Annotated in this window: 19 protein-coding genes, 10 tRNA genes and 3 pseudogenes; 24 read left to right on the top strand and 8 right to left on the bottom strand. The window is 66.0% G+C overall.

Annotated features, from left to right (window positions below; all coding sequences use genetic code 11):
• The 3 genes from phoR to ACXI0D_RS07735 form a co-directional block, all read right to left on the bottom strand.
• Positions 1–1,332 carry a phosphate regulon sensor histidine kinase PhoR gene (gene phoR / locus ACXI0D_RS07745; protein WP_005415460.1) on the bottom strand — a complete coding sequence of 444 codons (1,332 nt, stop codon included), beginning with the start codon at positions 1,330–1,332 and terminating at the stop codon, positions 1–3.
• Between the two features lie 106 nt (positions 1,333–1,438).
• Positions 1,439–2,128 (bottom strand): phosphate regulon transcriptional regulator PhoB, encoded by a 690-nt coding sequence (gene phoB / locus ACXI0D_RS07740; RefSeq protein WP_005408258.1) that lies wholly within the window; start codon positions 2,126–2,128, stop codon positions 1,439–1,441.
• Between the two features lie 116 nt (positions 2,129–2,244).
• On the bottom strand, positions 2,245–3,891 hold the full coding sequence (locus tag ACXI0D_RS07735; protein WP_101764998.1) for a M48 family metalloprotease: 1,647 nt from the start codon (positions 3,889–3,891) through the stop codon (positions 2,245–2,247).
• 142 nt (positions 3,892–4,033) lie between these two features.
• Between ACXI0D_RS07735 and grxC the strand changes: the two genes are divergently transcribed.
• The 6 genes from grxC (at position 4,034) to ACXI0D_RS07705 (ending at position 8,770) form a co-directional block, all read left to right on the top strand.
• Positions 4,034–4,324 (top strand): glutaredoxin 3, encoded by a 291-nt coding sequence (gene grxC / locus ACXI0D_RS07730; protein WP_004154541.1) that lies wholly within the window; start codon positions 4,034–4,036, stop codon positions 4,322–4,324.
• The gene (locus ACXI0D_RS07725; RefSeq protein WP_032129080.1) at positions 4,321–4,713 is read left to right on the top strand and encodes a carboxymuconolactone decarboxylase family protein; all 393 of its coding nucleotides are present in this window, start codon (positions 4,321–4,323) and stop codon (positions 4,711–4,713) included. Before grxC ends, ACXI0D_RS07725 begins: the two co-directional genes overlap by 4 nt.
• Before the next feature lie 323 nt (positions 4,714–5,036).
• Positions 5,037–6,041, top strand: a complete 1,005-nt coding sequence (locus ACXI0D_RS07720) for an isocitrate dehydrogenase (RefSeq protein ID WP_014036138.1) — start codon at positions 5,037–5,039, stop codon at positions 6,039–6,041.
• Between the two features lie 245 nt (positions 6,042–6,286).
• Positions 6,287–7,030 carry a cysteine hydrolase family protein gene (locus ACXI0D_RS07715; protein ID WP_049446693.1) on the top strand — a complete coding sequence of 248 codons (744 nt, stop codon included), beginning with the start codon at positions 6,287–6,289 and terminating at the stop codon, positions 7,028–7,030.
• Positions 7,031–7,083: 53 nt separating this feature from the next.
• Positions 7,084–7,992 carry a LysR family transcriptional regulator gene (locus tag ACXI0D_RS07710; RefSeq protein WP_049446690.1) on the top strand — a complete coding sequence of 303 codons (909 nt, stop codon included), beginning with the start codon at positions 7,084–7,086 and terminating at the stop codon, positions 7,990–7,992.
• 25 nt (positions 7,993–8,017) lie between these two features.
• Positions 8,018–8,770: a sulfite exporter TauE/SafE family protein gene (locus ACXI0D_RS07705; RefSeq protein ID WP_101764999.1), complete on the top strand. Its 753-nt coding sequence runs from the start codon at positions 8,018–8,020 to the stop codon at positions 8,768–8,770.
• Positions 8,771–8,781: 11 nt separating this feature from the next.
• Here ACXI0D_RS07705 and ACXI0D_RS07700 read toward each other — a convergent pair whose 3' ends face one another.
• Both ACXI0D_RS07700 and ACXI0D_RS07695 read right to left on the bottom strand, forming a co-directional pair.
• Positions 8,782–9,402 (bottom strand): flavin reductase family protein, encoded by a 621-nt coding sequence (locus ACXI0D_RS07700; RefSeq protein WP_049446686.1) that lies wholly within the window; start codon positions 9,400–9,402, stop codon positions 8,782–8,784.
• A 125-nt stretch (positions 9,403–9,527) separates the two neighbouring features.
• Positions 9,528–10,286, bottom strand: a complete 759-nt coding sequence (locus tag ACXI0D_RS07695) for a Bax inhibitor-1/YccA family protein (RefSeq protein ID WP_049446684.1) — start codon at positions 10,284–10,286, stop codon at positions 9,528–9,530.
• Between the two features lie 296 nt (positions 10,287–10,582).
• Between ACXI0D_RS07695 and ACXI0D_RS07690 the strand changes: the two genes are divergently transcribed.
• From ACXI0D_RS07690 to ACXI0D_RS07675, 4 genes are all read left to right on the top strand, one after another.
• Positions 10,583–10,659: transfer RNA gene (locus ACXI0D_RS07690), tRNA-Arg, on the top strand.
• Between the two features lie 174 nt (positions 10,660–10,833).
• Positions 10,834–10,910 (top strand) — tRNA-His (locus ACXI0D_RS07685).
• 79 nt (positions 10,911–10,989) lie between these two features.
• Positions 10,990–11,065, top strand: a tRNA-Lys gene (locus tag ACXI0D_RS07680).
• Positions 11,066–11,260: 195 nt separating this feature from the next.
• A tRNA-Lys gene (locus ACXI0D_RS07675) sits at positions 11,261–11,336 on the top strand.
• 343 nt (positions 11,337–11,679) lie between these two features.
• Here ACXI0D_RS07675 and ACXI0D_RS07670 read toward each other — a convergent pair.
• Complete coding sequence (locus ACXI0D_RS07670; RefSeq protein ID WP_479642459.1) at positions 11,680–11,964, bottom strand: hypothetical protein; 285 nt, start codon at positions 11,962–11,964, stop codon at positions 11,680–11,682.
• 298 nt (positions 11,965–12,262) lie between these two features.
• Here ACXI0D_RS07670 and ACXI0D_RS07665 point away from each other — a divergent pair.
• From ACXI0D_RS07665 to ACXI0D_RS07610, 12 genes and pseudogenes are all read left to right on the top strand, one after another.
• Positions 12,263–12,347: transfer RNA gene (locus ACXI0D_RS07665), tRNA-Leu, on the top strand.
• Between the two features lie 189 nt (positions 12,348–12,536).
• A pseudogene (gene tig / locus ACXI0D_RS07660) lies at positions 12,537–13,831 on the top strand (trigger factor).
• A gap of 76 nt (positions 13,832–13,907) precedes the next feature.
• Positions 13,908–14,534, top strand: a pseudogene (gene clpP, locus ACXI0D_RS07655) (ATP-dependent Clp endopeptidase proteolytic subunit ClpP).
• A 126-nt stretch (positions 14,535–14,660) separates the two neighbouring features.
• A pseudogene (gene clpX, locus ACXI0D_RS07650) lies at positions 14,661–15,951 on the top strand (ATP-dependent Clp protease ATP-binding subunit ClpX).
• A gap of 142 nt (positions 15,952–16,093) precedes the next feature.
• Positions 16,094–18,544, top strand: a complete 2,451-nt coding sequence (gene lon / locus ACXI0D_RS07645) for an endopeptidase La (protein ID WP_101765000.1) — start codon at positions 16,094–16,096, stop codon at positions 18,542–18,544.
• Positions 18,545–18,763: 219 nt separating this feature from the next.
• Entirely contained in the window at positions 18,764–19,036 is a 273-nt protein-coding gene (locus ACXI0D_RS07640; RefSeq protein ID WP_004146343.1) for an HU family DNA-binding protein, read from the top strand.
• 11 nt (positions 19,037–19,047) lie between these two features.
• Positions 19,048–19,122 (top strand) — tRNA-Val (locus ACXI0D_RS07635).
• 26 nt (positions 19,123–19,148) lie between these two features.
• Positions 19,149–19,225, top strand: a tRNA-Asp gene (locus tag ACXI0D_RS07630).
• An 83-nt stretch (positions 19,226–19,308) separates the two neighbouring features.
• Positions 19,309–19,385 (top strand) — tRNA-Asp (locus ACXI0D_RS07625).
• Between the two features lie 87 nt (positions 19,386–19,472).
• A tRNA-Asp gene (locus ACXI0D_RS07620) sits at positions 19,473–19,549 on the top strand.
• A 106-nt stretch (positions 19,550–19,655) separates the two neighbouring features.
• A tRNA-Asp gene (locus tag ACXI0D_RS07615) sits at positions 19,656–19,732 on the top strand.
• A 183-nt stretch (positions 19,733–19,915) separates the two neighbouring features.
• The gene (locus ACXI0D_RS07610; protein ID WP_049446681.1) at positions 19,916–21,871 is read left to right on the top strand and encodes a peptidyl-prolyl cis-trans isomerase; all 1,956 of its coding nucleotides are present in this window, start codon (positions 19,916–19,918) and stop codon (positions 21,869–21,871) included.
• Positions 21,872–22,097: 226 nt separating this feature from the next.
• On the opposite strand, the gene ACXI0D_RS07605 is transcribed toward ACXI0D_RS07610, so the two are convergent.
• The gene (locus ACXI0D_RS07605) at positions 22,098–23,300 is read right to left on the bottom strand and encodes a lytic transglycosylase domain-containing protein (protein ID WP_101765001.1); all 1,203 of its coding nucleotides are present in this window, start codon (positions 23,298–23,300) and stop codon (positions 22,098–22,100) included.
• A complete protein-coding gene (gloB, locus tag ACXI0D_RS07600) occupies positions 23,297–24,061 on the bottom strand; it encodes a hydroxyacylglutathione hydrolase (protein WP_479642458.1) in 765 nt (254 codons plus the stop codon). Before gloB ends, ACXI0D_RS07605 begins: the two co-directional genes overlap by 4 nt.
• An 11-nt stretch (positions 24,062–24,072) precedes the next feature.
• On the opposite strand from gloB, the gene ACXI0D_RS07595 reads away from it, so the two are divergent.
• Complete coding sequence (locus ACXI0D_RS07595; RefSeq protein ID WP_049446672.1) at positions 24,073–24,717, top strand: methyltransferase domain-containing protein; 645 nt, start codon at positions 24,073–24,075, stop codon at positions 24,715–24,717.
• 12 nt (positions 24,718–24,729) lie between these two features.
• Complete coding sequence (rnhA, locus tag ACXI0D_RS07590; protein ID WP_014036151.1) at positions 24,730–25,182, top strand: ribonuclease HI; 453 nt, start codon at positions 24,730–24,732, stop codon at positions 25,180–25,182.
• The last annotated feature ends 4 nt before the right edge of the window (positions 25,183–25,186 follow it).

The following is a 25,186-nucleotide window of genomic DNA, read 5'->3' as shown; positions in this document are numbered from 1 at the left end:
TCATTCTTCGATGGAGGTCAGGGGGGCAGACTCGCGCGGGCGCACGTGGTCGGCATCGAAATGGCAGGAGAACACCGAGCCCTTGCCGACTTCGCTTTCAATCTCCAGCCGTGCGTGGTGCAGGCCGAGGATGTGCTTGACGATGGACAGGCCCAGCCCGGTGCCGCCGCTCTCGCGTGAGCGGCTGCTGGACACACGGTAGAAACGTTCGGTCAGGCGCGGCAGGTGGGTGGCCGGGATGCCATAGCCGGAATCGCGCACCGCCAGCACCGCGCCGTCGCCTTCGCGGCGGAACTCCACCGCGATGCGGCCGCCGGCCGGGGTGTAGCGCACCGCATTGGTGACCAGGTTGGAGAAGGCGCTGTGCAGTTCCTTGGTCGAACCCTGCAGGTCGACACCGGCGAGGTCGTCGATGCTGATCTGGTGGCGGCCCTGGCTGTGCGCCTCGGCCTCGCGGCGCAGCGTCGCCAGCATCGGCTGCATGGCCACGGTCTCTTCCTCGCTGTGTTCCTGCGATTCGAGGCGCGACAGCGTCAGCAGGTCTTCCACCAGCTGGGCCATGCGCTGGCTCTGCTTGCGCATTTCTTCCAGCATCGGTCCGGTTCCCGGGAAATCCTCCGGGTCCATCATGTCCAGGTAACCGTGCACCACGGTGAGCGGCGTGCGCAGTTCGTGTGAAACGTTGGCGACGAAGTCGCGGCGCACCTGTTCCAGGCGCAGCAGTTTGCTGACGTCGCGGGCGATCAGCAGCCAGTAATCCGACGAATAGGGAATCAGGCGCAGGTTCAGGCGGATCGCCGGGTCGACCGGCGAAGGCACGTCCAGGATCGGTTCGGCGTTGCGGCCCCCGGCCAGCCAGTGGGCCAGCGGCATCGGCTGCAGGCGTTCGACCAGGGCTTCGCCGAGGTCGCCGGGATGGTGCAGGCCGAGCAGGGCGGTGGCCGCTTCGTTGAACCACTGCACGCGCTGGCTGTTGCGGTCCAGCACCACCACCGCGTCGGGCAGCGCGGCCGCCGCAGCGCGGTAGCTGCGCAGCATGTCCAGCAGGCGGCGCTTGCGCACGCGCATTTCCACCTGGTTGCGATACAGCAGGCGGTCCAGTTCGTTCCAGACGCCGGTGCCTTCTTCGGCGGTGTCCCAGCGCTGGCGCGCGGTCAGCCGGCGCAGCACGCTGCGCAGTCGCCAGTAATGCCAGGCCAGGGTGGCCAGCGCGCCCAGTGCGATGCACAACCACAGGTGGCCCGTGAACCACCCCACCAGTCCGGCGAACAGCAGTACCGCGGCAACGGTGGCCAGGGTCTTCAACCAGGCAGAGCGGATGTGGCGGGGCATTGCGATCTCGTCGTTGAGGTGCGGCGGTTCACTGGGGTGAACCGAGGGTTATAGCAGAGTTGCCGGCACCGGCACCCGCAGGTGCGCGGTGCCGGCACGACGAGACTCAGGTGGCAGTGGAGAAGCGGTAGCCGGCGCCGCGCACGGTCTGCACCATGTTCTCGGCGTTGAACGGCTCCAGCGTCTTGCGCAGGCGGCGGATATGCACGTCGATGGTGCGCTCCTCCACGTACACGCTGCCGCCCCACACATGGTCCAGCAGCTGGGCACGGGTATAGACGCGCTCCGGGTGGGTCATGAAGAAGTGCAGCAGGCGGTATTCGGTCGGGCCGATCGGCACCGGCTGGTCGTTGGCGAACACGCGATGGGCGGCGCCGTCGATGCGGATCGGGCCAACGGCCACGCTGCCGTCCTCGTCGTCTTCGCGGGCACGGCGCATGACCGCACGGATGCGGGCCAGCAGTTCGCGCGCCGAGAACGGCTTGACCACATAGTCATCGACACCGGCTTCGAGGCCACCGACGCGATCGTTCTCTTCGCCGCGGGCGGTCAGCATGATGATCGGCACTTCGCGGGTCAGCGTTTCCTTGCGCCAGCGGCGGGCCAGGTCCAGGCCGCTGGTGCCGGGCAGCATCCAGTCCAGCAGGATCAGGTCCGGAACGCGGTCGGCGATCGCGGTCTGGGCCTCCCGGGCATCGCCGGCGTGGACCGGTTCGTAATCGCCCTTGCGAAGGGCGAAGGCGACCATTTCACGGATCGCGGGCTCGTCATCGACGATCAGGATGCGTTTCTGCACGAGGACACCGTAGGGCTCGGTTACTGGAGTGGTGCCAGTAGACTACGGTTTGATGACATGTTTGTGACTACCCGGCCGGAACCGGCCTGGATCGCCATCGGCCGGTCATGCAGCGCTCAGCGGCGGTCCAGGTCCGGGTCCTGCACGCCCTGGCGGCGCAGCTCCAGCACGGTCGGGGTGATCGATTCGATGCGGGCGTCGACCCGCGCGCGGCCAATGTAATCCAGCGCCGGATTGCGCTTGAGCGCCTGCAGCTGCATCAGCGCCTGTTCCGGCCGCCCGCTGAGGAAGGCCGCCTCGGCGTAGGCCTCGCTGGCACGCACGCTGTCGCCGGCCAGCTCGCTGGCGCGGGCAAAGCGCTGCTGGAAGACCGGATCGTTACCGCTTTGCGACAACAGGGGGCGCAGCATCGCCTGCGCGCGCTGGCCGGCCTCGCGGTTGCCCTGTTCGTTCAGGATCTCGGCATAGGTCAGTGCCACCGGGCGGCTGTTGGGGTGTTCGCGCAGCAGCTGCTCGAAGCGGCTGTTGGCCTGGGCGGCCTGGCCTGCCCGCGACTCCGCTTCGCCCAGGCCCAGCGCCACCCACAGGTTGCCGGGATGGGTCTGCAGCAGGCCGGCCAGGGTCTGCCGGGCCTGGCCGGCGCCCGCGCGGCCACCGCGCATCACGGCCAGCGCCTGGCCATAACGCTGCGCATCGTTGAGGCCGTCCTTCTGCCGCTTGGCCAGGTCGGCATACTCGCGTTCCAGCTCGGGGGTGGAATCCGCGCTGAGCACGCGCAGGCGCTCACGCGCCCAGTCGAAGTCGCCGCTGGCGCCACGGTTGAGCTGGCCGATCGGCAGGCGCAGCACACTACTGGGCAGCAGCGGGTTGTTGCCGCGCAGCAGCGGCTCGCCGAGGCTGGGATCGGCCGGGTCCACCCGCTCCTTGCGCTCGCCGGTGGGGGTGCTGGTGGTCAGCAGCACCGTATCCTTCTTCATCTGCTCGGCGCGGGCCTTGGCTTCGCTGATGCGGGTGATGTTGACCGGGTGGGTGCGCAGGAATTCGGGCACGCTGTAGCCCCCCTCGTTGCCACGCATGGCCGCCGACATCCGTTCGAAGAAGCCGGCCATGGCATCCACGTCGTAGCCGCTGCGCGACAGGGTGCGGATGCCAAGGCGATCGGCCTCGGACTCGTTGGACCGGGTGTAGTTGATCTGCCGTTGCTGCATCAGGCCCATGCCCGAGCTGATCGCGGCCATCGTCGCGTTGCCGGACGACGTGCTGTTGCTGGCCTGGGCGGCCACCACCGCCGCCAGCATGCCCAGCAGGATCGGGATCTGGTCGCGCTGTGCGCGTTCGACACCGCGCAGCACATGCTGCTGGGTGACGTGGGCGATTTCGTGGGACAGCACCGCAGCGACCTCGTCCTCGCGCTCGGCGGTCAGCACCAGGCCGGCGTTGACCCCGATGTAGCCGCCCAGCGTGGCGAAGGCGTTGATCTGGCGGTCGTTCATCACGAAGAAGGTGTATGGCTGCCGCGGCTGGTCACTGTTGGAGCCGAGCCGGGTGCCCATGGTCTGCAGCCAGTCGTTGACCAGCGGATCCTCCAGCAGGTAGCCGTAGTTGCGCAGCTCACGCAGCATCATCGCGCCGTACTCGGCCTGGCGGGCCGGGGTCAGCAGCTCGCCGGCCGAGGAGCCGATGTCGGGCAGCTTCTCCTGGGCCTGGGCCAGCGGCATGGCCAGGGCCAGGGTGACGGCGGTAGTCAGCAGCAGGGCTCGCAAGCAGAAGGTCCTCGGGCGGGGCGCGCCAAGCGTGGCAGGGCAGGGGGCAACCATTCGTTAATCCACAGTGTTGCGGCCGTGGCGTGGAAATTCCAGCGCACCGGTACCATATGTAGACCGTCGATCCATCGTGGAGTTTCCCGTGACAGCCCAGACCGCCGGCGGTGCCCCCGCCATCACCATCTATTCCACCGCCGTCTGCCCGTACTGCGTGGCCGCCAAGAACTTCCTGAAGAGCAAGGGCCAGCAGTGGACCGAGGTCCGCATCGACCTGGACCCGGCCGAGCGCGAGAAGATGATGGCGCTGACCCGCCGCACCAGCGTGCCGCAGATCTTCGTCGGCGACGTCCATGTCGGCGGCTACGACGACATGATGGCCCTGCACCGTGAAGGCAAGCTCGAGCCGCTGCTGGCCGGGCAGGGCCAGGCATGAGCGCGGCCGACGACGGCAGCAAGGACCGCATCGCCGAGTTCACCGAGTTCCGCAAGCGCATGAACGAGCGGATCCTGGGTGAGCCGAACCAGGTGGTGCGCCGCTTCTTCGCGCTGGACACGCAGACCTACCAGGCCGGCGCGCTGGACGTGAAGACCAAGGAACTGCTGGGCCTGGTGGCCTCGATGGTGCTGCGCTGCGACGACTGCATCAGCTACCACGTGGCCCAGTGCAAGGACGCCGGCGTGACCCGCGAGGAGTTCTTCGAGACCTTCTCGGTTGGCCTGGTGGTGGGCGGTTCCATCGTGATCCCGCACCTGCGCCGCGCGGTCGACTTCCTCGACCAGCTTGAAGGCGGCGCCGCCGCCCCGGAAGCGCACGCGCATTGAGGGTAGTGCCGGCCGCTGGCCGGCATCCCCTGAACCCGACATGGCCGAGGTTGCCGGCCAGCGGCCGGCACTACCGAACGTGCGAGAGGCTTTCCCCTCAATCCAACAGCCCAGGAGCCCCCTTGTTGTTCAAGGGGGCGCGCCGACAGGCGCGGGGATAAGGTGGGATGCGCGGGCAATTCTGCCTGGGCCGGGCACTGGGACCATGGTCTATTTGGGACCTCGGCCCCGGCTCAGGCATAATTGCCGGTGAAACTTCCTTTGCGCCGGCGTTTCCGGGCACGTCCGGACGGCGTTTTTCCCCCTGTTCGGAACATCGATCAATGACGCAGAAAATTACGGTCATCCGCGGCGACGGCATTGGCCCGGAAATCATGGACGCCACCCTGTTCGTGCTCGACCAGCTCAAGACTGGCCTGGAGTACGAAGACGCCGACGCCGGCCTGGTGGCCCTGGAAAAGCACGGCGACCTGATGCCGGCGGTGACCCTGGAATCGATCGCGCGCAACAAGGTCGCGCTGAAGAGCCCGCTGACCACCCCGGTCGGTGGTGGCTTCACCTCGATCAACGTCAGCCTGCGCCGTCACTTCGACCTGTACGCCAACGTGCGTCCGGCCCACACCTTCCCGAACACCAAGTCGCGTTTCGACAACGTCGACCTGATCACCGTTCGTGAGAACACCGAAGGTGCCTACCTGGCCGAAGGCCAGGAAGTGTCGGCCGACGGCGAGACCGCCTTCTCCGGCACCCGCATCACCCGCAAGGGCTCCGAGCGCATCGTGCGCTACGCCTTCGAGCTGGCCAAGAGCACCGGTCGCAAGAAGGTCACCGCCGTGCACAAGGCCAACATCATCAAGTCGACCTCGGGCCTGTTCCTGAACGTCGCCCGTGAAGTCGCCGCACAGTACCCGGAGATCGAGTTCCAGGAAATGATCGTCGACAACTGCTGCATGCAGCTGGTGATGCGTCCGGAGCAGTTCGATGTGATCGTCACCACCAACCTGTTCGGTGACATCATCTCCGACCTGTGCGCGGGTCTGGTCGGCGGCCTGGGCCTGGCCCCGGGGGCCAACATCGGCAAGGACGCGGCGATCTTCGAAGCCGTGCACGGCACCGCGCCGGACATCGCCGGCCAGGGCAAGGCCAATCCGTGCGCGCTGCTGCTGGCAGCCGCGCAGATGCTGGACCATGTCGGCCAGCCGGAAAACGCCGAGCGCCTGCGCAAGGCCATCGTGGCGACCATGGAAGCCAAGGACTCGCTGACCGGCGACCTGGGCGGCACCGGCACCACCATGAGCTTTGCCCAGGCCATCGCCAGCCGCCTGTAAGCGGCCGGCCGACCTCGGTTGGATCCACAGCGGGGCGCCTTCGGGCGCCCCGTTGCGTTGTGGACTGGCTCGTTGGATCCACGCCATGCGTGGATGGCCGGCGTTGGTACGCAGTCACCCATGGGCTGGCTCTACAGGGGGTTGTCTGTGCGCATATCGCACAGATCATGTGCGGCTTGGCGGCTGGTTCGTGCGCCATCCGCTCCGCATCATGTGCCCACTTTCCACCGCACAGGAGCTTGAACATGAACCTCACCGCCTTTGGTCTGGCCAGCCTGATCGGTATGGCCACCGCTACCTCCGTTGCCGCTGCCGAGCCGGCCCATCCCACCATCCGCCACATGGCCGGCGCGCCGGTCGCGACCTCGCTGGATGCGGCGAAGACCGCCGTACTGGTGATCGACTTCCAGAATGAGTACTTCGATGCCAAGGCCGCACCGGGCTTTGCCGGTGGCCGCATGGTCATTCCCGATGGCGTGGCCGCGCTGCGGCAGGCCAAGCGGGTGGTCGAATTTGCCGACGCCCACGGCATCCGCGTGATCCATGTGCAGCACGTGCTGCCGGCCGGCGCACCCCTGTTCGCGCAGGGCAGCGTCAATGCTGCCTTCCATCGCGACCTGCAGCCGCGCCAGGGCGAGACCGTGGTGCAGAAGGACAACGTCAGTGTGTTCGCCGGCGCGTCCGCCGCCGCGCTCGACCAGGTGCTGAAGAGCGCCGGCATCGACACCCTGATCGTCACCGGCCTGCAGACCCATGCCTGCGTGGCCGGTGCTGCGCGCGATGCGGCGGCCGCGCCACGTGGCTACCGGGTGATCGTCTCGTCCGATGCCAGCGCCAGCCGTGACCTGGACCTGGCCGGCGGCCAGCGCATCGGCCATCGCGCGCTGCATGAAGCTTCTCTGGCCCAGATCGAGGACACCTTCGGCGATGTCATGACGACTGACGCGATCCTGGCACTGCCGGTGCGCAAGGCTGGCGACGGCGCTTGATAAGCTGGCGGGGCCCGCATGCCGCGGGCCCCGCCACCTGGAGCTGCCCGCCGATGGATCACTTCGCCGCCCTGCGTGCGCTGCGCGCCATCGTCGACGCCGGCAGCTTTACTGCGGCCGCCGAACGCCTGGGGACCACCCATTCGGCGATGTCGCGGCAACTGCGGCAGTTGGAAGAACACCTGCAGGTGCGCCTGCTCGATCGCAACAGCCGTCGGCTGTCGTTGACCGAGGCCGGGCGCGATTACTACCGTGAGGCGGCGACGCTGCTGGACCGCCTGCAGGAAGCCGACGACCGTGCCCGTGCCGGGCAGGCGCAACCCAGTGGCAGCGTACGTATCAGCGTGCCGCAGGTGGTGGCCAGCCAGGAGCTGCCGCACTGGCTGCCGTCGTTCCTGCAGCGTTATCCGCAGGTTACGCTGGACCTGTCGGCAGATGATCAGCTGGTCGATGTAGTGGGCGGTGGTTTCGACCTGGCCCTGCGCATCGCGGCTTCATTGCCGGACAGCCAGCTGGTCGCGCGCGAACTGGCCAGCTGCCCGCGCATCCTGGTCGCCGCACCGGCCTACCTGGCGCGCCACGGCCTGCCGCGGCAGGCAGCGGACCTGGCACAGCACACGCTGCTGGGTTTCAGTCCCACGCCGTCAATGCCGCCCTGGCAGTTGCAGGGGCCGCGCGGCGCAACCGCGAGCGTCGAAGCCGGGCAGCGCCTGCGCGTGGATGCCACGCCCGCACTGTACGCTGCCGCGCTGGCCGGCATGGGCATCAGCCTGTTCACCGCGCTGACCGTGCAGGAGGATCTGCGCGCCGGTCGTTTGATCCGCGTACTGCCGGCCTGGCATGCCGGCCAGCGGTGCTACTTCGCGCTGTATCCGCATGCGCGTGCGCTGGCGCCCAAGGTGCGTGCGCTGGTCGAGCATCTCGCGGCGCACTACGCTGCACAGGTGAGCGCGGCAGGGTAGTCGCGCGGTTGCAACCGAGGTGGTGATGGAGTCGGTGTATCTGCTGGTCGCGCTCGGCGCGATCGTCGCCGGATTCGTGCAGGGCCTGTCCGGTTTCGCCTTCGGGATGGTAGCGATGTCGTTCTGGGCGTGGGGGCTGGAGCCGCGCCTGGCCGCTACGCTGTCGGTGTTCGGCGCGCTGGTTGGTCAGCTGGTGGCAGTGTTCACCGTGCGCCGCGGGTTCAATCTGCGCCTGCTGCTGCCGTTCGTGCTGGGTGGGCTGGCGGGCATCCCGCTGGGCGTGATGGTGTTGCCGCAACTGGACATGGACTGGTTCAAGGCGCTGCTGGGCGGCTTCCTTGCGCTGTGGTGCCCGGTGATGCTGATGGCGCGATCATTGCCGCCGATCCGCGTGGGCGGTCGTATCGGTGACGCGATCGCCGGCATGGCAGGTGGCGTGCTCAGCGGCATCGGTGGTTTCGCTGGACCGGTGCCGACGCTGTGGAGCACGCTGCGTGGCTTCGGCAAGGACGAGCAGCGCGCGGTCATCCAGAACTTCAATCTGGCGATGCTGGCAGTGACCATGGCCACCTATGTCGGCAGCGGCCTGGTGAGCCGGCAGATGCTGTCGTACTTCGCCATCGTGGCACCGGCGATGCTGGTGCCGACCCTGCTGGGTGCGCGCGTCTACATCGGCATCAGCGAGGCGCGCTTCCGGCAGATCGTTCTGAGCCTGTTGACCGCCTCGGGCATCGCACTGCTGGCGTCGTCGCTGCCGGTGCTGCTCGCGCGACCGTAACCAGTTGAACTTCAGGCCGGGCGGAACATGCGGAAGCGCTGTTCGGCGCCGATGCGGAAGTAGTCGGCGGGCCCGCCACCGCGCAGGATCGGGGCCGCCGCCGCGGTGTCGTAGATGCCATCGACCAGCAGCCGTGCATCGATATGCACCGCCACCACTTCGCCCAGCACCAGCCAACCGCTGGTGTCCTGGCCGGCGGCATCGCGCAGGCGCACGATCTGGGTGCAGCGGCATTCCATGCTCACCGGGCTCTGTGCAACACGTGGGGGTGCGACCTGCGTGGATGCCAGCGGCGTCAGGCCGGCGAGGGCGAACTCGTCGACATCTGGTGCGACCGCGCGGCAGCTTTCGTTCATGGCCACGGCCAGGTCGAACGTGGCCAGGTTCCAGACGAACTCGCCGGTGGCTTCGATGTTGCGCAGCGAGTCTTTGCGGCCCTGGCTGGAGAAACCGATGATCGGCGGGGTGTAGTTGAAGGCGTTGAAGAAGCTGTAGGGCGCCAGGTTCAACATGCCTTGCGCGTCGCAGCTGGAAATCCAGCCGATCGGGCGCGGGCCGATGATGGCGTTGAACGGGTCATGCGGCAGGCGGTGGCCTTCAGCCGGGCGGTAGCTGTGGAAGGTGTCGGTCATGGGGGCGTGTTCCGTAGCGTCGAGCGTGCTCGACTCTACCGCCTGAAACAGTCGAGCAGGCGCGGCCCACAAAAAAAGCCGCGACCCTTGCGGATCGCGGCTTGTCGTTTTCGGCGTGGCTGGACTCAGCGCTGCTGGATCTTCGACAGCAGGCGCAGGAATTCCACGTACAGCCAGACCAGGGTCACCATCAGGCCGAATGCGCCATACCACTCCATGTACTTCGGCGCGCGCTGGGCCACGCCGGTTTCAATGAAGTCGAAGTCCAGCACCAGGTTCAGCGCGGCCACGACCACCACGAACAGGCTGAAGGCGATGCCCAGCCAGCTGGAGTCATGGATCACCGGCACATTGATGTTGAAGAAGCCCAGCACGAACGAGGCCAGGTAGAGCAGGGCGATGCCGCCGGTGGCAGCGACCACGCCCATCTTGAAGTTCTCGGTGGCCTTGATCACGCCGCTGCGGTATGCGAACAGCAGTGCGGCCAGGGTGCCGAAGGTCAGCAGCACGGCCTGGAACACGATGCCCGGGTACTTCATGTTGAACAGGGCCGACACGGCGCCCAGGAACAGGCCTTCGACCAGCGCGTACATCGGCGCGGTGACCGGCGACCATTCCTTCTTGAAGATGGTGATCAGCGCCAGCACCAGGCCGCCGATCGCGCCACCGATGGCGTACAGGCTCGCGCTGCCGGAAATCTGGCCGTACTCGTCAACCGACTGGCTCCAGGCGAATGCCGCGGTCAGCACGGTCAACAGCAGCAGGATGCCGGTCTTGTTGGCGGTGCCGTTGAGGGTCATCACCTGGTCGGGGCTGGTCACCACCGAACCGCTGGCGAGGTCGAGGAAGGTCGACTCGGAAAGAGCCGGGTTGCCGCTGCGCATGCGTGTTCTCCGTGCGAATGAGGGTCGGGACGGCCATCCGGCCGATGACCGCGAGCATAGCGGATGACCACGCACGGCGCTGTGGCAGACTTCAGGTTGTAGCCGCCCGCGTTGACAGTTCGCGATGTGCTTGGCGACAATGAACGACTCCCCGGGCCTGGCCCGAGGGGATTGCAGGACCGGGGTATAGCGCAGTCTGGTAGCGCGCCTGCTTTGGGAGCAGGATGTCGGGGGTTCGAATCCCTCTACCCCCACCAATCCCACGTCACGTCGGATTGGACACCGTTCCGGTTCGGGCGCCCGTAGCTCAACTGGATAGAGCACCGGCCTTCTAAGCCGGCGGTTACAGGTTCGATTCCTGTCGGGCGCGCCATCGGCGAGACAGCGGGGTCGCATCGGCGGATGTGAAGAAGTGCTTGCAAAAGCGTAAAGACTCCACCAGAATATCGGACTCGCTTCGGCGGACCGGAACTTCGGTGACAGTCTCCAGGCAAAGGTTTGAGGTTCCATCGCCAGCGGCATCGGCGGGGAACGAAAGTTTTCAGTGGTGGCTGTAGCTCAGTTGGTTAGAGTACCGGATTGTGATTCCGGTGGTCGGGGGTTCGAATCCCCTCAGCCACCCCACTGATTCAACCGCATCGGCGCAGCCGAAACGGTATTGCAATAAACAGAAAGCACGCTACAATGTGCGTCTGAGTTTCACGGGCCGTTAGCTCAGTTGGTAGAGCAGTTGACTCTTAATCAATAGGTCCAAGGTTCGAATCCTTGACGGCCCACCAAGACGGAAGCCACCTGTATGCCAGGTGGCTTTTTTCTTATAAGTGTGACCCTTTCGTTTCGATGGGTCACACGTTGCAGGGCCCCGCCTGGTGTGGATCTGCAACGCAGCGGGATCGCAGTACTGGTTTCAACGATGTTGAAGAAAGTGCTTGCACCCACCGAGCGGATCGGGTAATAATTCGCGCCCCGATTTCGGGCTGTTAGCTCAGTTGGTAGAGCAGTTGACTCTTAATCAATAGGTCCAGAGGTTGAATCCTTGACAGCCCACCAGACGAAAGCCACTTGGTTCGCCAAGTGGCTTTTTCTTGTCTGCGCGCCGGGTTGAGCGTGCGGATGTCAGTGCGCTGGCTGGCGTGGAGCCTCCTTGAGTCAAGGGGGTGCGGCGAAGCCGCGGGGATGTGGGGGCTGATGAAGTGGGGTCCGCGCTTTGCCGCGCAAAGCGTGGGGCTGCGGCGCGAATGCGCGGGCAGCTTCCCACTTGGTTCGCCAAGTGGCTTTTTTCTTGTCTGCGCGCCGGGTTGAGCGTCATCCACGCATGGCGTGGATCTACTGAAGCGGTGCTGAAATCAGGGGCATACGCGTCATCAGTGTTTTCAATGCTGTGCGCTGCTTCTCACCGCATCGCGTCCTGCATCGCACCCAATGGATCTTCCGCGCCGATGGCGCATGCACGAAGGAAGATGTTGATGGCTGAGATCACTCGATTCCCGCACCGCACGCTGTGGGTTCCCTTCGCGTTGATGGCACTGGCGGCCTGCACGCCGGGCAATGATCCCGCGCAGACCGTCGAGCGCGATGCGAGCGCGGAGAGCATTCCGGCGCGCCCGGTCGGTGACGCCATGCAGATGCAGCCGGCCCAGCCTGCGGAAGGGGAGGTCCTGCCCGACGCGGTGGACATGCAGCGCAATGCGGACGGTTCGGTGGATGTGCGCAAGGCTGCGCCGGAGTCGGTGGCCCTGCGTTTACCGACGATGGGGGCGTGGAGGTCCGGAAGGTGGATGCGACCGTCGACCCTGGCACAGGCGCGGCGCCGGCCCGCGCTGTGCCGCAGCAGTAGGCTGCAACCGCCCCGGCGGGTCGCGCGCCCGCCGGGGTGGCTGCGATGCAGCGATGGCGCGGAGCTTAGTGGATTCAGCTTTGTGCAGGCCTTCCGATTCCAGTCGCCGCCTGCGACAATGAAAGCCTGTGCCGGCCACGCGAAAGTGGCGGAATTGGTAGACGCCCTGGATTTAGGTTCCAGTGCCGCAAGGCGTGGGGGTTCGAGTCCCCCCTTTCGCACCAGTGCCGGCCTGTCCCCGCCCTGATCGGGCCATCGGCGCCCCCTTGACCGGCACGCGCTGGCAGTGCAGGCCGAATTGGGCGAAACTAAAGGGCTGCGGCAAGCAGGCGCGTCCCAGACGTCGTGTCCTTACAACCGTTTCATCCCAATCATCGAGCCGGGGGCCTGGGCCACCGGTGGCAGGAGTTAACATGCAAGCTTCGATCGAATCCACCGGCAACCTGAACGCCGCCTGAGCTTCTCGCTGCCGGAAGAGCGTCTGCAGAGCCACATCGTCGGCCGCCTGGGCGAAATCGCCCGCACCACCCGCATCAAGGGTTTCCGTCCGGGCAAGGTGCCGGCCAAGGTGATCGAGCAGCGCTTCGGCGCGCAGGTCCGTGGCGAGGCGCTGGACGGCCTGCTGCGCGAGACCTTCGATGCCGCCGTGCGCGAGCACGACCTGCGCATCGTCGGCAGCCCGCGCATCGACAAGGGCGACGAGGGTGAGTTCTCCTTCGTGGCCACCGTGGAAGTGGTGCCGGACTTCGGCGACATCGACGTCAGCAAGCTGACCGTCGTGCGCCACAGCGCCGAGATCACCGACGCCGACATCGACCAGATGATCGAGAACCTGCAGAACCAGCGTCGTACCTGGGCCCCGGTCAGCCGTGGCGCGCAGGACGGTGACCTGGTCGCGGTGGAAACCTGGTCGCAGGCCGGCGAAGAGCGCCTGCCGGCCGAAGGCACCGAGAAGGGTTCGATCGTGCTCGGCCAGGACGGCATGATGTTCGACACCATTGAAAAGGGCCTGGTCGGCCTGGCCAAGGGCGAAGAAAAGACCCTGGACGTCGAGTTCCCGGCTGACTGGCGCGTGCCGGTGCTGGCCGGCAAGACCGTGCAGGTCACCGTCAAGGTCGCCGAAGTGTCCGAGCCGGTCGTGCCGGCGGTCGACGAAGCCTTCATCAAGAGCTTCGGCGTGAAGGGCGGCGACGTCGAGCAGTTCCGCAGCGACATCCGCGCCAACCTGGAGCGCGAGCTGAAGGGCGCGCTGATGATCCGCCTGCGCTGAAGTGGGCGAGCAGCTGATCGCGCCTACGCCTCGGTGGAAATGCCGCCGCGCCTGGTCGAGAACGAAGCCCGCGCCATGCTGGCCCAGCAGGTCGAGCAGATCCGCCGCAATGGCCAGAACGTCGGCGAAATCCCGGCAGATGCCCATGAAGGTTTCAAGGACGCCGCCGCCAAGCGCGTACTGGTCGGCCTGCTGGTCGGTGAAGTGGCCCGCATCAACGACCTGCGCCTGGAAGCCAAGCGCCTGAACGAAACGATGCGTCTGATCGCTTCGACCTACGAAGAGCCGGAACAGGTCATTGAGATGTACCGCAACGACCCCCAGCTGATGTCTGGCCTGCAGAACCGCGTGATGGAAGAGCAGGTGATCGACTGGATCGCCGAGCGTGCCCAGCACACCGAAGAGAAGCTGTCGTTCCAGGACGCGATCCGCCAGTAATCCCGGGCGGATCACCGGATGCCCCGCGCCTTTGCCGGCGTGGGGTTGTTGCCCCCCAAGATAGGTACCTCACGTAATGGACAACCGAACCAAAGCCCTGAACCTGGTTCCGATGGTGGTCGAGCAGACCAGCCGCGGCGAGCGTGCCTACGACATCTATTCGCGCCTGTTGAAGGAGCGCCTGATCTTCCTCGTGGGCCCGATCGACGATCACATGGCCAATGTGGTGGTGGCGCAGTTGCTGTTCCTGGAATCGAAAACCCGGAAAAGGACATCAACATCTACATCAACTCGCCGGGTGGCGTGGTCACCGCCGGCATGGCGATCTACGACACCATGCAGTACATCAAGCCGAATGTGAGCACCACCTGCATCGGCCAGGCCGCCTCGATGGGCGCCCTGCTGCTGGCCGCGGGCGAAGCCGGCAAGCGCTATGCGCTGCCGAATTCGCGCGTGATGATCCATCAGCCGCTGGGTGGCTACCAGGGCCAGGCCACCGACATCGACATCCACGCGCGCGAGATCCTGACCCTGCGTTCGCGCCTGAACGAGGTGCTGGCCAAGCACACCGGCCAGTCGCTGGAGACGATCGCCCGCGACACCGAGCGCGACAACTTCAAGAGCGCCTTCGAGGCGCAGGCCTACGGTCTGGGTCGACCACGTGCTGGAGCGTCGTCCGGATGAGTTGATCCAGGCCGGTTGACCGGCCTTCACGGGGCCATGGAGGCCCCGTTCCTGCAGGGTCGGGCGGGACTGGCGTCCCCTCGGCCCTGTGCTATTCTCGAATCGAACCCCCGTTCAGCGGGTGGGGTAACTGGGTAAGCGAAGCATGAGCGAAGACCGCCAAGGTCGTTCCACGGACACCGGCAAGATCCTCTACTGCTCTTTCTGCGGCAAGAGCCAGCATGAAGTGCGCAAGCTGATTGCGGGTCCGAGCGTATTCATCTGCGATGAGTGCGTGGAGCTGTGCAACGACATCATCCGTGAGGAACTCGAGGAAAAGGCGCAGTCGGCGCGCAGTTCGCTGCCCAAGCCGCGCGAGATCCTCGAGGTCCTCGACCAGTACGTGATCGGCCAGAACCGCGCCAAGCGCACCTTGGCCGTGGCCGTGTACAACCACTACAAGCGCATCGAGAGCCGGCAGAAGAACGACGACGTCGAACTGGCGAAGTCGAACATCCCGCTGGTCGGCCCGACCGGTTCGGGCAAGACGCTGCTGGCCGAGACCCTGGCCCGCCTGCTCAACGTGCCGTTCACCATGGCCGACGCCACCACGCTGACCGAAGCCGGTTACGTGGGCGAGGACGTGGAGAACATCATCCAGAAGCTGCTGCAGAAGTGCGACTACGACGTCGAGAAGGCGCAGCAGGGCATCGTCTACATCGATGAAATCGACAAGATCTCGCGCAAGAGCGAGAACCCGTCGATCACCCGCGATGTGTCCGGCGAAGGCGTGCAGCAGGCCCTGCTGAAGCTGATCGAAGGCACCGTGGCCAGCGTTCCGCCGCAGGGCGGCCCGCAAGCACCCGCAGCAGGAATTCCTGCAGGTGGACACCAAGAACATCCTGTTCATCTGCGGCGGCGCGTTCGCCGGGCTGGACAAGGTGATCCAGGCCCGTTCCACCGACGTCGGCAGCATCGGCTTCGGCGCCAAGGTGAAGAGCAGCGAGCGCAAGCAGGAAGTGGGCAAGGTGCTGGCTGAAGTCGAGCCGGAAGACCTGATCAAGTTCGGCCTGATAGCCGAGTTCGTCGGCCGCCTGCCGGTGGTGGCGACCCTGGAGGAGCTGGACGAGCCGGCCCTGATCAAGATCCTGACCGAGCCGAAGAACGCCATCACCAAGCAGTTCAAGAAGCTGTTCGAGATGGAGAACGTCGAGCTGGAGTTCCGTCCGGACGCGTTGTCGGCCATCGCCAGGAAGGCGCTCAAGCGCAAGACCGGTGCCCGTGGCCTGCGCACCATCGTCGAATCGGTCCTGCTGGACACCATGTACGACCTGCCGTCGCAGGAAAACGTCAGCAAGGTGGTGGTGGACGAGTCGGTGATCGAGCACAAGTCCGAGCCGTACCTGATCTACCAGACCCCGGCGGCCCCTGAACAGAAGGCCGCAGGCGCCGAGTGATCCTTCCAGGTTGTTGATTGGAAAGGATTTTCAAGGAATGCCTTGCATCTGAAAGCCGATGGCCCCATAACGGGGCCATCGGCTTTTTTTGTCTCCGGAAGATGCCCTCCCGGAGGCGGTTTTCCCCTTCCCTGGAGCCCCCATGGCCCGTTCCCCAAGTGAAACCCTCGACCTGCCGGTCCTGCCGCTGCGCGACGTAGTGGTGTTCCCGCACATGGTCATCCCGCTGTTCGTCGGCCGTGACAAGTCCATGCACGCGCTCGAACAGGCAATGGAAGCGGACAAGCGCATCCTGCTGCTGGCGCAGAAGTCGGCCGAGACCGACGACCCGCATGCGGCCGACCTCTACCAGGTCGGTACGCTGGCGCAGGTGCTGCAGCTGCTGAAGCTGCCCGACGGCACCATCAAGGTGCTGGTCGAAGGCCTGTCGCGCGTGCAGGTCACCCACGTCGACGAGCGCAACGGCTCGCTGCACGGCCAGGCCGTGGAGATCGACGCCAGCGATGAGCGCGGAGCGCGCGAGGTCGAGGCGATCGCCCGCTCGCTGATGTCGCTGTTCGAGCAGTACGTGAAGACCAACCGCAAGTTGCCGCCGGAACTGCTGCAGACGCTGTCGGGCATCGATGAGCCGGCGCGCCTGGCCGACACCATCGCCGCGCACATCAGCGTGCGCCTGGCCGACAAGCAGCGCCTGCTGGAAACGCTGGCCGTGAGCGATCGCCTGGAGATGCTGGTCGGCCTGGTCGATGGCGAGATCGACGTGCAGCAGATGGAGAAGCGCATCCGCGGCCGCGTGAAGTCGCAGATGGAGAAGAGCCAGCGCGAGTACTACCTCAACGAACAGATGAAGGCCATCCAGAAGGAACTGGGTGACCTGGATGACGCGCCGGGTGAACTGGAAGAACTGGCCCGCAAGATCGCCGAAGCCGGCATGCCGAAGGCCGTTGAAGCCAAGGCGCGCAACGAACTGAACAAGCTCAAGCAGATGTCGCCGATGTCGGCTGAAGCGGCCGTCGTGCGCAACTACCTGGAGTGGTTGCTGGGCGTGCCGTGGAAGAAGCGCAGCAAGGTGCGCAAGGACCTGAAGGCCGCGCAGGACACCCTCGATGCCGATCACTACGGCCTGGAGAAGGTCAAGGAACGCATCCTTGAATACCTGGCGGTGCAGTCGCGCGTGAAGCAGATGAAGGGTCCGATCCTGTGCCTGGTCGGTCCGCCGGGCGTGGGCAAGACTTCGCTCGGCCAGTCCATCGCCAAGGCCACCAACCGCAAGTTCGTGCGCATGTCGCTGGGCGGCGTACGCGACGAGGCCGAGATCCGTGGCCACCGTCGTACCTACGTCGGTTCGATGCCGGGCCGCATCGTGCAGAACCTCAACAAGGTCGGCAGCAAGAACCCGCTGTTCGTGCTCGATGAGATCGACAAGATGTCGATGGACTTCCGTGGCGATCCGTCTTCGGCGCTGCTGGAAGTGCTCGATCCGGAGCAGAACAACGCGTTCAACGACCACTACCTGGAAGTGGACCTGGACCTGTCCGAAGTGATGTTCGTGGCCACCTCGAACTCGCTCAACATTCCGGGCCCGCTGCTGGACCGCATGGAAGTGATCCGCATCCCCGGCTACACCGAGGACGAGAAGCTCAACATCGCCACCCGCTACCTGGTGCCGAAGCAGATCAAGGCCAACGGCCTGCAGCCGGAAGAGCTGGAGATCGGCAGTGATGCGATCCAGGACATCGTGCGCTACTACACGCGCGAATCGGGCGTGCGCAACCTGGAACGCGAGATCGCCAAGATCTGCCGCAAGGTGGTGAAGGAGATCGCGCTGGCCGGGCCGCAGCCGGTGAAGGCGAAGAAGGGCGCGAAGAAGTCCAAGGCGCTGGTGAGCGTGTCCAGCAAGAACCTGGACAAGTACCTGGGCGTGCGTCGTTTCGACTTCGGCCGTGCCGAGGAAGAGAACGAGATCGGCCTGGTCACCGGCCTGGCCTGGACCGAAGTCGGTGGCGATCTGCTGCAGATCGAATCGACGCTGGTGCCGGGCAAGGGCCAGCTGATCCTGACCGGCCAGCTCGGCAACGTGATGAAGGAATCGGCGTCGGCGGCGCTGTCGGTGGTGCGTTCGCGCGCGGTCGGCTTCGGCATCGACAGCGACTTCCTGCAGAAGCACGACGTGCACCTGCACGTGCCCGATGGCGCCACGCCGAAGGACGGCCCGAGTGCCGGTGCGGCGATGGTCACCTCGCTGGTGTCGATGCTGACCAAGGTGCCGGTGCGCGCCGATGTGGCGATGACCGGCGAGATCACCCTGCGTGGTCGCGTCACCGCCATCGGTGGCCTGAAGGAGAAGCTGCTGGCTGCACTGCGTGGCGGCATCCGCACGGTCATCATCCCGGAAGAGAACCGCAAGGACCTGGCCGACATCCCGGCCAACGTCACCCGCGATCTGGAGATCGTGCCGGTGAAGTACATCGAAGAAGTCCTGGACCTGGCGCTGGAGCGTCCGTTGGCACCGAAGAAGGCGCGCAAGAGTGCGCAACGTGTCACGGTGCGCAGCAAGGCCAAACCGAGTGGAAACGCGCGCGTCAAGCATTGACGCGCGCTGTCCAATGGCCCGAAACCCGCGTCGTTGCTGGCTTTCCAGCTTGCGTGGGGGTAGGGCCGCTGGTATAAAAGCAGCACTCGCGAATGAGTGATCGCAGTCTGGCGATCGCTGAATTCGGCGAACCGTTTCCACATGGCGGCCGCATGCAGAGCGCGTGCGGTTGCTTCCCTGTCGAATAAGCGGAACCCACCGCCAAAGGAGTTGTAGAGAATGAACAAGACCGAATTGATCGATGCCGTTGCTGAAGCTGCAGACCTGACCAAGGCCGAGTCCAGCCGCGCTGTCGATGCCGTCGTTGCTGCCGTCACCAAGGCGCTGAAGGACGGCGATGCGGTCACCCTGGTTGGCTTCGGTACCTTCCAGGTCCGCGACCGTGCTGCCCGCACCGGCCGCAACCCGAAGACCGGCGACACCATCAAGATCGCTGCTTCGAAGAATCCGTCGTTCAAGGCTGGTAAGGCCCTGAAGGATGCTGTAAACTAAGCGGCTCGCTGGGGTGCTTAGCTCAGCGGTAGAGCGTCTCCTTTACACGGAGAGGGTCGGGGGTTCGAAACCCTCAGCACCCACCACAGCACCGCGGTAAAAGTTTGAGTGTGGAGCGGTAGTTCAGCTGGTTAGAATGCTGGCCTGTCACGCCGGAGGTCGCGGGTTCGAGTCCCGTCCGCTCCGCCATTCAACGAGGCCTCCGGCCAAAAGCTGGAGGCTTTGTTTTCTCCCCGGTCCAGGCCGGCTGAAAGCAAAAAAAGCAACAACGCGGAGCGGTAGTTCAGCTGGTTAGAATGCTGGCCTGTCACGCCGGAGGTCGCGGGTTCGAGTCCCGTCCGCTCCGCCATTACATCGAGGCCCCCGGCCTAAAGCTGGGGGCCTTGTCTTCTCACCGACAGGTTCGGGAGGAAGACGAAAAGGTTTTTGCAAGAACGGAGCGGTAGTTCAGCTGGTTAGAATGCTGGCCTGTCACGCCGGAGGTCGCGGGTTCGAGTCCCGTCCGCTCCGCCATTGCAGAATTCTTAAGTCCCTGTGAAAAAACTTTGAAAAAAGTGTTCATCGGGCTGGGTTTCCAGAGAGTCTTCGGATATACTGGGCACCTGCAAAGTTCAAGCGCGGAGCGGTAGTTCAGCTGGTTAGAATGCTGGCCTGTCACGCCGGAGGTCGCGGGTTCGAGTCCCGTCCGCTCCGCCAACTTCAAAAGCCCTCGGCGCAAGCCGGGGGCTTTTTCTTTGTGGCGCGCCGAACGTTGCCGATGCCGCGGGTGGCGCATCGCCGGCGGAGATGGGCGCAGGCCACGCCGGTGCTGCTTTTGGTCCCTGCGGCGAAGCGGGTTACACTGCCGGGCTCGCCAATCAGGCCTTGTGATTCCTCACCATGCTGCAGAAACTCCGCGACAAGACCTCAGGCTGGATCGTCACCGTGATCCTGGGGCTGCTGATGATTCCGTTCCTGTTCGTGATCGACAACAGCTACCTCGGTGGCGTTGGCGCACAGAACGTGGCCAAGGTTTCCGCGCCGCCGACCTGGTGGCGTTCGGCGCCGTCGTGGTGGCCGGTGCGCATGCTGTGGCAGCATCACGAGATCAGCTCGCAGGATTTCCGCACGCGTTTCGAGCAGGAGCGCATGCGTGAGCGCCAGCAGCAGGGCGACAACTTCGACCCGCGCGCGTTCGAGAGCACCGAGAACAAGATGGCCGTGCTCGACCAGCTGATCGACGAGCAGGTCGTGCGCCTGGTCGGTGAGCAGGCCGGCGTGGTGATCGGCGACGGTGCGGTGCGCGAGTACATCGCGACCATGCCGGCGTTCCTCGATTCGAACGGCAAGTTCAACGAGAACAACTATCGCCTGGCGCTGGCCGGCAGCAACCCGCCGCGTACGCCGACCCAGTTCCAGGAACTGGTGCGTGAGAGCCTGCAGCAGTCGGTGATCCCGTCGGGCCTGCAGAGCTCCGGCTTCGTCACCCAGGCCGAGACCGAGCGCCTGTTGAAGCTGCTGGGTGAAACCCGCGACGTCGAGCTGGCCGCGTTGCCGCCCGTGCCGGCCGATACCGCGCCGGTCACCGATGAGCAGATCAAGAAGTGGTACGACAGCCACGGCAAGGATTTCCGCCAGGCCGAGAGCGTGTCGCTGGAGTACGTCGAGATCAACGGCGCGAACCTGCCGGCACCGACCGCGGCCGATGAAGCGACCCTGCGCAAGCGCTATGAAGACGAGAAGGCGAAGTTCACCTCGCCGGAGCAGCGCCAGGCCTCACACATCCTGATCACCGGTGATGGCGCCGAAGCCAAGGCGAACAAGATTGCTGCCGAAGCCAAGGCCGCCGGTGCCGATTTCGGAGCGCTGGCCAAGGCCAATTCGGAAGATCCGGGCTCCAAGGACCAGGGCGGTGACCTGGGCTGGGTCGAGCGCGGTGCGATGGTGAAGCCGTTCGAGGACGCACTGTTTGCGGCCAAGGCCGGTGACGTGATCGGCCCGGTGAAAACCGAGTTCGGCTACCACATCATCAAGGTGGCCGCTGTGCGCGGTGGCCAGGGCAAGTCGTTCGAGGAAGTGCGTGACACGCTGGCCGCCGAGCAGCTGAAGGCGGACGGTGAGCGTGGCTTCAACGAGCTGGCCGGTCACCTGGTCGATGCCATCAACAAGAGCCCGAGCGACCTGGCCGCTGCGGCCAAGGAAGTGAACCTGCCGCTGCAGACGCTGGGCCCGATCACCCGCGCGACCGCCAGTGGCATTGCCGCTGACCCGGCGGTGCTGCGTGCAGCGTTCTCCGACGTGCTGGTGCAGGACGGTACCGCCAGCGACCCGATCGCCCTGGGTGGCGCGACCAACCACAGCGTGGTCATCCGCGTGGCTGCGCACACTCCGGAACAGGCGCTGCCGCTGGACAAGGCCCGTGAGCAGGTGATCGCCGCGATCCGTGCTGACCGCCAGCGCCAGGCCAGCGACAAGGCCGCCGATGCCATTCTGGCCAAGCTGAAGGCGGGCGCCACCCTGCAGTCGCTGGCTGCCAGCGAGAAGCTGCAGCTGAGCCCGATGCCGGGCCTGCCGCGCAGCCAGCCGGTGCCGACCCCGGAAATCAACCGCGCGATCTTCAGTGCGCCAGTGCCGGCCGAAGGCAAGCCGAGCTATGGCAAGGTCGACGTCAATGGCCACGCGCTGCTGTTCGCGGTGAACAAGGTCAATCCGGGCGACATCAAGGAAGTGACTGCAGAGCAGCAGAAGCAGCTGAAGGAACAGCTGAGCCAGATCGACGGCATGGCCGCGGCCAAGGCCTACATCGAGGCGATGCGCAAGAAGTTCGTGGTCCAGACCACCGAAGCGAACCTGTAAGCCTCGCCGGCAGCAGGTACGAAAAGGCCCGGCAATGCCGGGCCTTTTTTGTGCCTTCGCCTTGCTTGTGGCGCGCTTGAGCTTTGGTAGTGGTCGAGCTTGCTCGACCGCCTTTTGTAGCGTCGAGCCATGCTCGACTGCGTCTGCTGGGCGCAGGCATGAAAAAGCCGAGCATGGGCTCGGCTCTACAGGAAACAGGGCAGGGCGCGGTGGTGCCGCGCCTGACTCAGTCTTCGACGCGCAGCACGGCGCCCGGCTTCAGCACGCTGCTGCCGCTCAGGCCGTTCAGCGACAGCAGGGCCTTGACCGGCATGCCGTAGCGGCGGGCAATGGTCCAGGCCGACTCGCCATCACGCACGGTGTGGCGGCGGCTGCGCGGACGATCAGCAATCGCGGCGACGGTCTTGGCGACCTGCGGCGTTGGCGTGGCGGCGGCAGCCGGTGCGGCGCTGGCGACCAGCGCAGTGGCTGCTTCCGCGACAGTCGCATTGGCGGCCGAGACCGGTGCCAGCACGCGGGTGGTGCCCGACGAGGCGCGACCCCCCCCAGCCAGGGCAGGGTTCAGGCGGGCGATCCTGGCCGGGTCCAGGGCGCGCTGTGCGGCCCACTGCTGGACGCTGGTGCCAGCCGGCAGGGTGTGGTCCTTCAGCACCGGCACGGTGCGGTCCAGCGAGGCCATCACGCCCGGCTGGTCTTCCACGTCTTCCAGCACGCAGGCCAGGGCATGCAGCTTCTCGACGTAGGCGTAGGTGACCGGCGACAGGCCGGGCAGCGCCGACGGCTTGGCGTTCTGCGCATTCATGCCGGCCTTGCGCAGCGACTGCAGCACGCGGTACTCACCAGCGTTGTAGGCCATGGTGGCCAGGCGCCAGTCGCCGCCGAACATCCCGTGCAGGGTCTTCAGGTAGCGCACTGCAGCCTGGGTCGAATCGACCGCCGACAGGCGGCCGTCGTAGCCGTTGGCCATGGGCACGCGGTGGTTGCGCGCGGTGGTGGCGATGAACTGCCACAGGCCGGTCGGGCCGCTGCCGTTGCGGGCGTTGGGCCGATAGCCGCTTTCCACGAACGGAATCAGTGCGAATTCGGTAGGCAGGTTGGCCTTGCGCAGCTCTTCGACCACGTAGCCGAACAGCACCAGCGCATCGTCATCCTGGTTGGCCAGGCGCGACGGGGCGTGGGCGAACTGCTTCTGCCAGCGCGGGCTGGTGGCGTCGGCGTTGCAGGTAGGCTCGGCCAGGCCGTCGCGGAAGCTGGAGAAGATCTCCTGGCCATTGCGGACCGACGCGGCCGGCAACGCGGCCGGATCCAGCGGCAGGGCCGCGGCGGCGGTCAGGTTCTGGCTGATGCCGGCGCCCAGCGACTGGGCACCGGCGGTTCCGGCCAGCCCCAGGACCAGGCCCAGGGCCAGCGGCAGACTTCGGCGCATCATGCGCGGAAGCCGTCTTTCCAGTGCCGGAGGCCGGCCATGACGTCGACGTCGTCAACGACGTCGCGGCCCAGGTGCGCCGACACTGCCGCGCGGATCGGCGCAGTGTGCACACGCAGGAACGGATTGCAGTCGAATTCGTTGGCCAGGGTTACCGGCAGGGTGGAACGGTCATCGCGGCGCATGGCCAAAGCCTCCTCTTGGCGCTGCCACAAGGCAGCGTTGGCGGGGTCGACATGCCGCGCGAAGACGGCATTTGACACGGTGTACTCATGGGCGCAACAAAGCAGCAGTTGCGCGGGCAAGGTACCCAGCTTGCGCATCGATGCCAGAAGCTGGGACGGCGTACCTTCGAACAGGCGTCCACAGCCCAGGCTGAACAACGAATCTCCGCTGAAAAGATGTTCAGCAGTGTGAAACGCGATGTGGCTGCGGGTATGCCCGGGCACGGATAGTACGTGGAACGTCCGGCCCAGTGCCTGAACGCGTTCACCTTCGCCGACCCGCTCGGTTGCCGTGGGGATGCGCTCTTCGACCGGCGCGATGACCCGTGCACCGGGAAAACGTGCCTGCAGCGCGGGCACGCCACCGATGTGGTCATCGTGGTGGTGGGTGAGCAGGATCGTGTCCACGCGCAGGCCCTGATCGGCCAGCGCAAGCACCGGCGCGGCATCGCCGGGATCGACGACCACGGCGGCGCCAGCGTCGTCGATCAACGTCCAGATGTAGTTGTCCGCAAATGCGGGCAGGGCAGTCAGTCGCATAGAATTGGACCATGCCCGCGCTGCAGAGCACCCGTCAAGCGAGCCAGACCCCGTGGTTCGACAGTGAACCGGCGGAGTCCTTGCGCGTGCTGGAGCGGCAGTTGCTGCTGCCGCAGCTGTCGGTGCTGCCGACGCAGCCCTGGCTGTGGATCGCGCCGAGTGCTGCCTGGCTGGACGATGCGCAGCTGGGCGGGCGTGGCCTTCGCCTGTTCCGGCAGGGGCAGGGCTATGCCGGTGACACCCGCTGTGCGCTGCCGCTGCCGCTGGCGAACGAGAGCGTCAACGCGGTCGTGCTGCAGCATGTCACCACGGGTGATGCCGACCAGCTGCTGGACGAGTGCGAACGCGTACTGATGCCGGGTGGCCACCTGTGGCTGAGCAGCCTCAACCCGTTCAGCCCTTACCGCACGCACTGGCGCCAGCACGGACTGGTGGTGCGCACGCCACAGCGGATCCGCCTGCTGCTCGGCCGCCACGGGCTGGAGTGCGACGATATGCGTTACCTCGGCCCGCTCTGGCGCGGCGCCGGCAGCCGCCGCCCGGGCGGTTGGGCGCCGCTGCGTGCGGCCTGCCTGTTCCATGCTGAAAAGCGCACGCTGGCCCTGCCCGGGCCGAAACCGTTGCCGGTGCGTTGGCACGGCACCGTTGCTACCTGATCTGGAGTTGTATTGAAAACCATCGAAATCCACACCGACGGTTCCTGCCTTGGCAATCCCGGCCCCGGCGGCTGGGCTGCGCTGCTGCGCTACAAGGGCCACGAACGTGAACTGAGCGGCGGCGAAGCGCACACCACCAACAACCGGATGGAGCTGATGGCGGCCATTTCCGGGCTGGAGACGCTCACCGAGCCGTGCAACATCGTGCTCTATACCGATTCGCAGTATGTGCGGCAGGGCCTGACGCAGTGGATGCCCGGCTGGATCCGCAAGAACTGGAAGACCGCCGGCGGCGACCCGGTGAAGAACCGCGAACTGTGGGAGCGCCTGCATGCCGCGACGCTGCGGCACCAGATCGACTGGCGCTGGGTGAAGGGCCACTCCGGTGACCCGGACAACGAGCGGGTGGATACCCTGGCGCGCAACGCAGCCATCCAGATCCGCGACTCGAGCCCGGTAAACTGAGCCC

The organism is Stenotrophomonas sp. C9D9 (assembly GCF_056491205.1).
Note: the sequence above shows the minus strand (reverse complement) of the source record. Positions and strands in the feature narration are given on the sequence as shown.

Bases quoted from the DNA above. Each gene is read 5' to 3' on its own strand.
- phoR (WP_005415460.1), bottom strand. From the start codon at position 1,332: ATGCCCCGCCACATCCGCTCTGCCTGGTTGAAGACCCTGGCCACCGTT.
- ACXI0D_RS07725 (WP_032129080.1), top strand. From the start codon at position 4,321: ATGAGCGCGGCCGACGACGGCAGCAAGGACCGCATCGCCGAGTTCACC.
- ACXI0D_RS07720 (WP_014036138.1), top strand. From the start codon at position 5,037: ATGACGCAGAAAATTACGGTCATCCGCGGCGACGGCATTGGCCCGGAA.
- ACXI0D_RS07715 (WP_049446693.1), top strand. From the start codon at position 6,287: ATGAACCTCACCGCCTTTGGTCTGGCCAGCCTGATCGGTATGGCCACC.
- ACXI0D_RS07710 (WP_049446690.1), top strand. From the start codon at position 7,084: ATGGATCACTTCGCCGCCCTGCGTGCGCTGCGCGCCATCGTCGACGCC.
- ACXI0D_RS07705 (WP_101764999.1), top strand. From the start codon at position 8,018: ATGGAGTCGGTGTATCTGCTGGTCGCGCTCGGCGCGATCGTCGCCGGA.
- ACXI0D_RS07700 (WP_049446686.1), bottom strand. From the start codon at position 9,402: ATGACCGACACCTTCCACAGCTACCGCCCGGCTGAAGGCCACCGCCTG.
- ACXI0D_RS07695 (WP_049446684.1), bottom strand. From the start codon at position 10,286: ATGCGCAGCGGCAACCCGGCTCTTTCCGAGTCGACCTTCCTCGACCTC.
- ACXI0D_RS07670 (WP_479642459.1), bottom strand. From the start codon at position 11,964: ATGTCCACCGCGTCGGGCAGGACCTCCCCTTCCGCAGGCTGGGCCGGC.
- lon (WP_101765000.1), top strand. From the start codon at position 16,094: ATGGCCCGTTCCCCAAGTGAAACCCTCGACCTGCCGGTCCTGCCGCTG.
- ACXI0D_RS07640 (WP_004146343.1), top strand. From the start codon at position 18,764: ATGAACAAGACCGAATTGATCGATGCCGTTGCTGAAGCTGCAGACCTG.
- ACXI0D_RS07610 (WP_049446681.1), top strand. From the start codon at position 19,916: ATGCTGCAGAAACTCCGCGACAAGACCTCAGGCTGGATCGTCACCGTG.
- ACXI0D_RS07605 (WP_101765001.1), bottom strand. From the start codon at position 23,300: ATGATGCGCCGAAGTCTGCCGCTGGCCCTGGGCCTGGTCCTGGGGCTG.
- gloB (WP_479642458.1), bottom strand. From the start codon at position 24,061: ATGCGACTGACTGCCCTGCCCGCATTTGCGGACAACTACATCTGGACG.
- ACXI0D_RS07595 (WP_049446672.1), top strand. From the start codon at position 24,073: ATGCCCGCGCTGCAGAGCACCCGTCAAGCGAGCCAGACCCCGTGGTTC.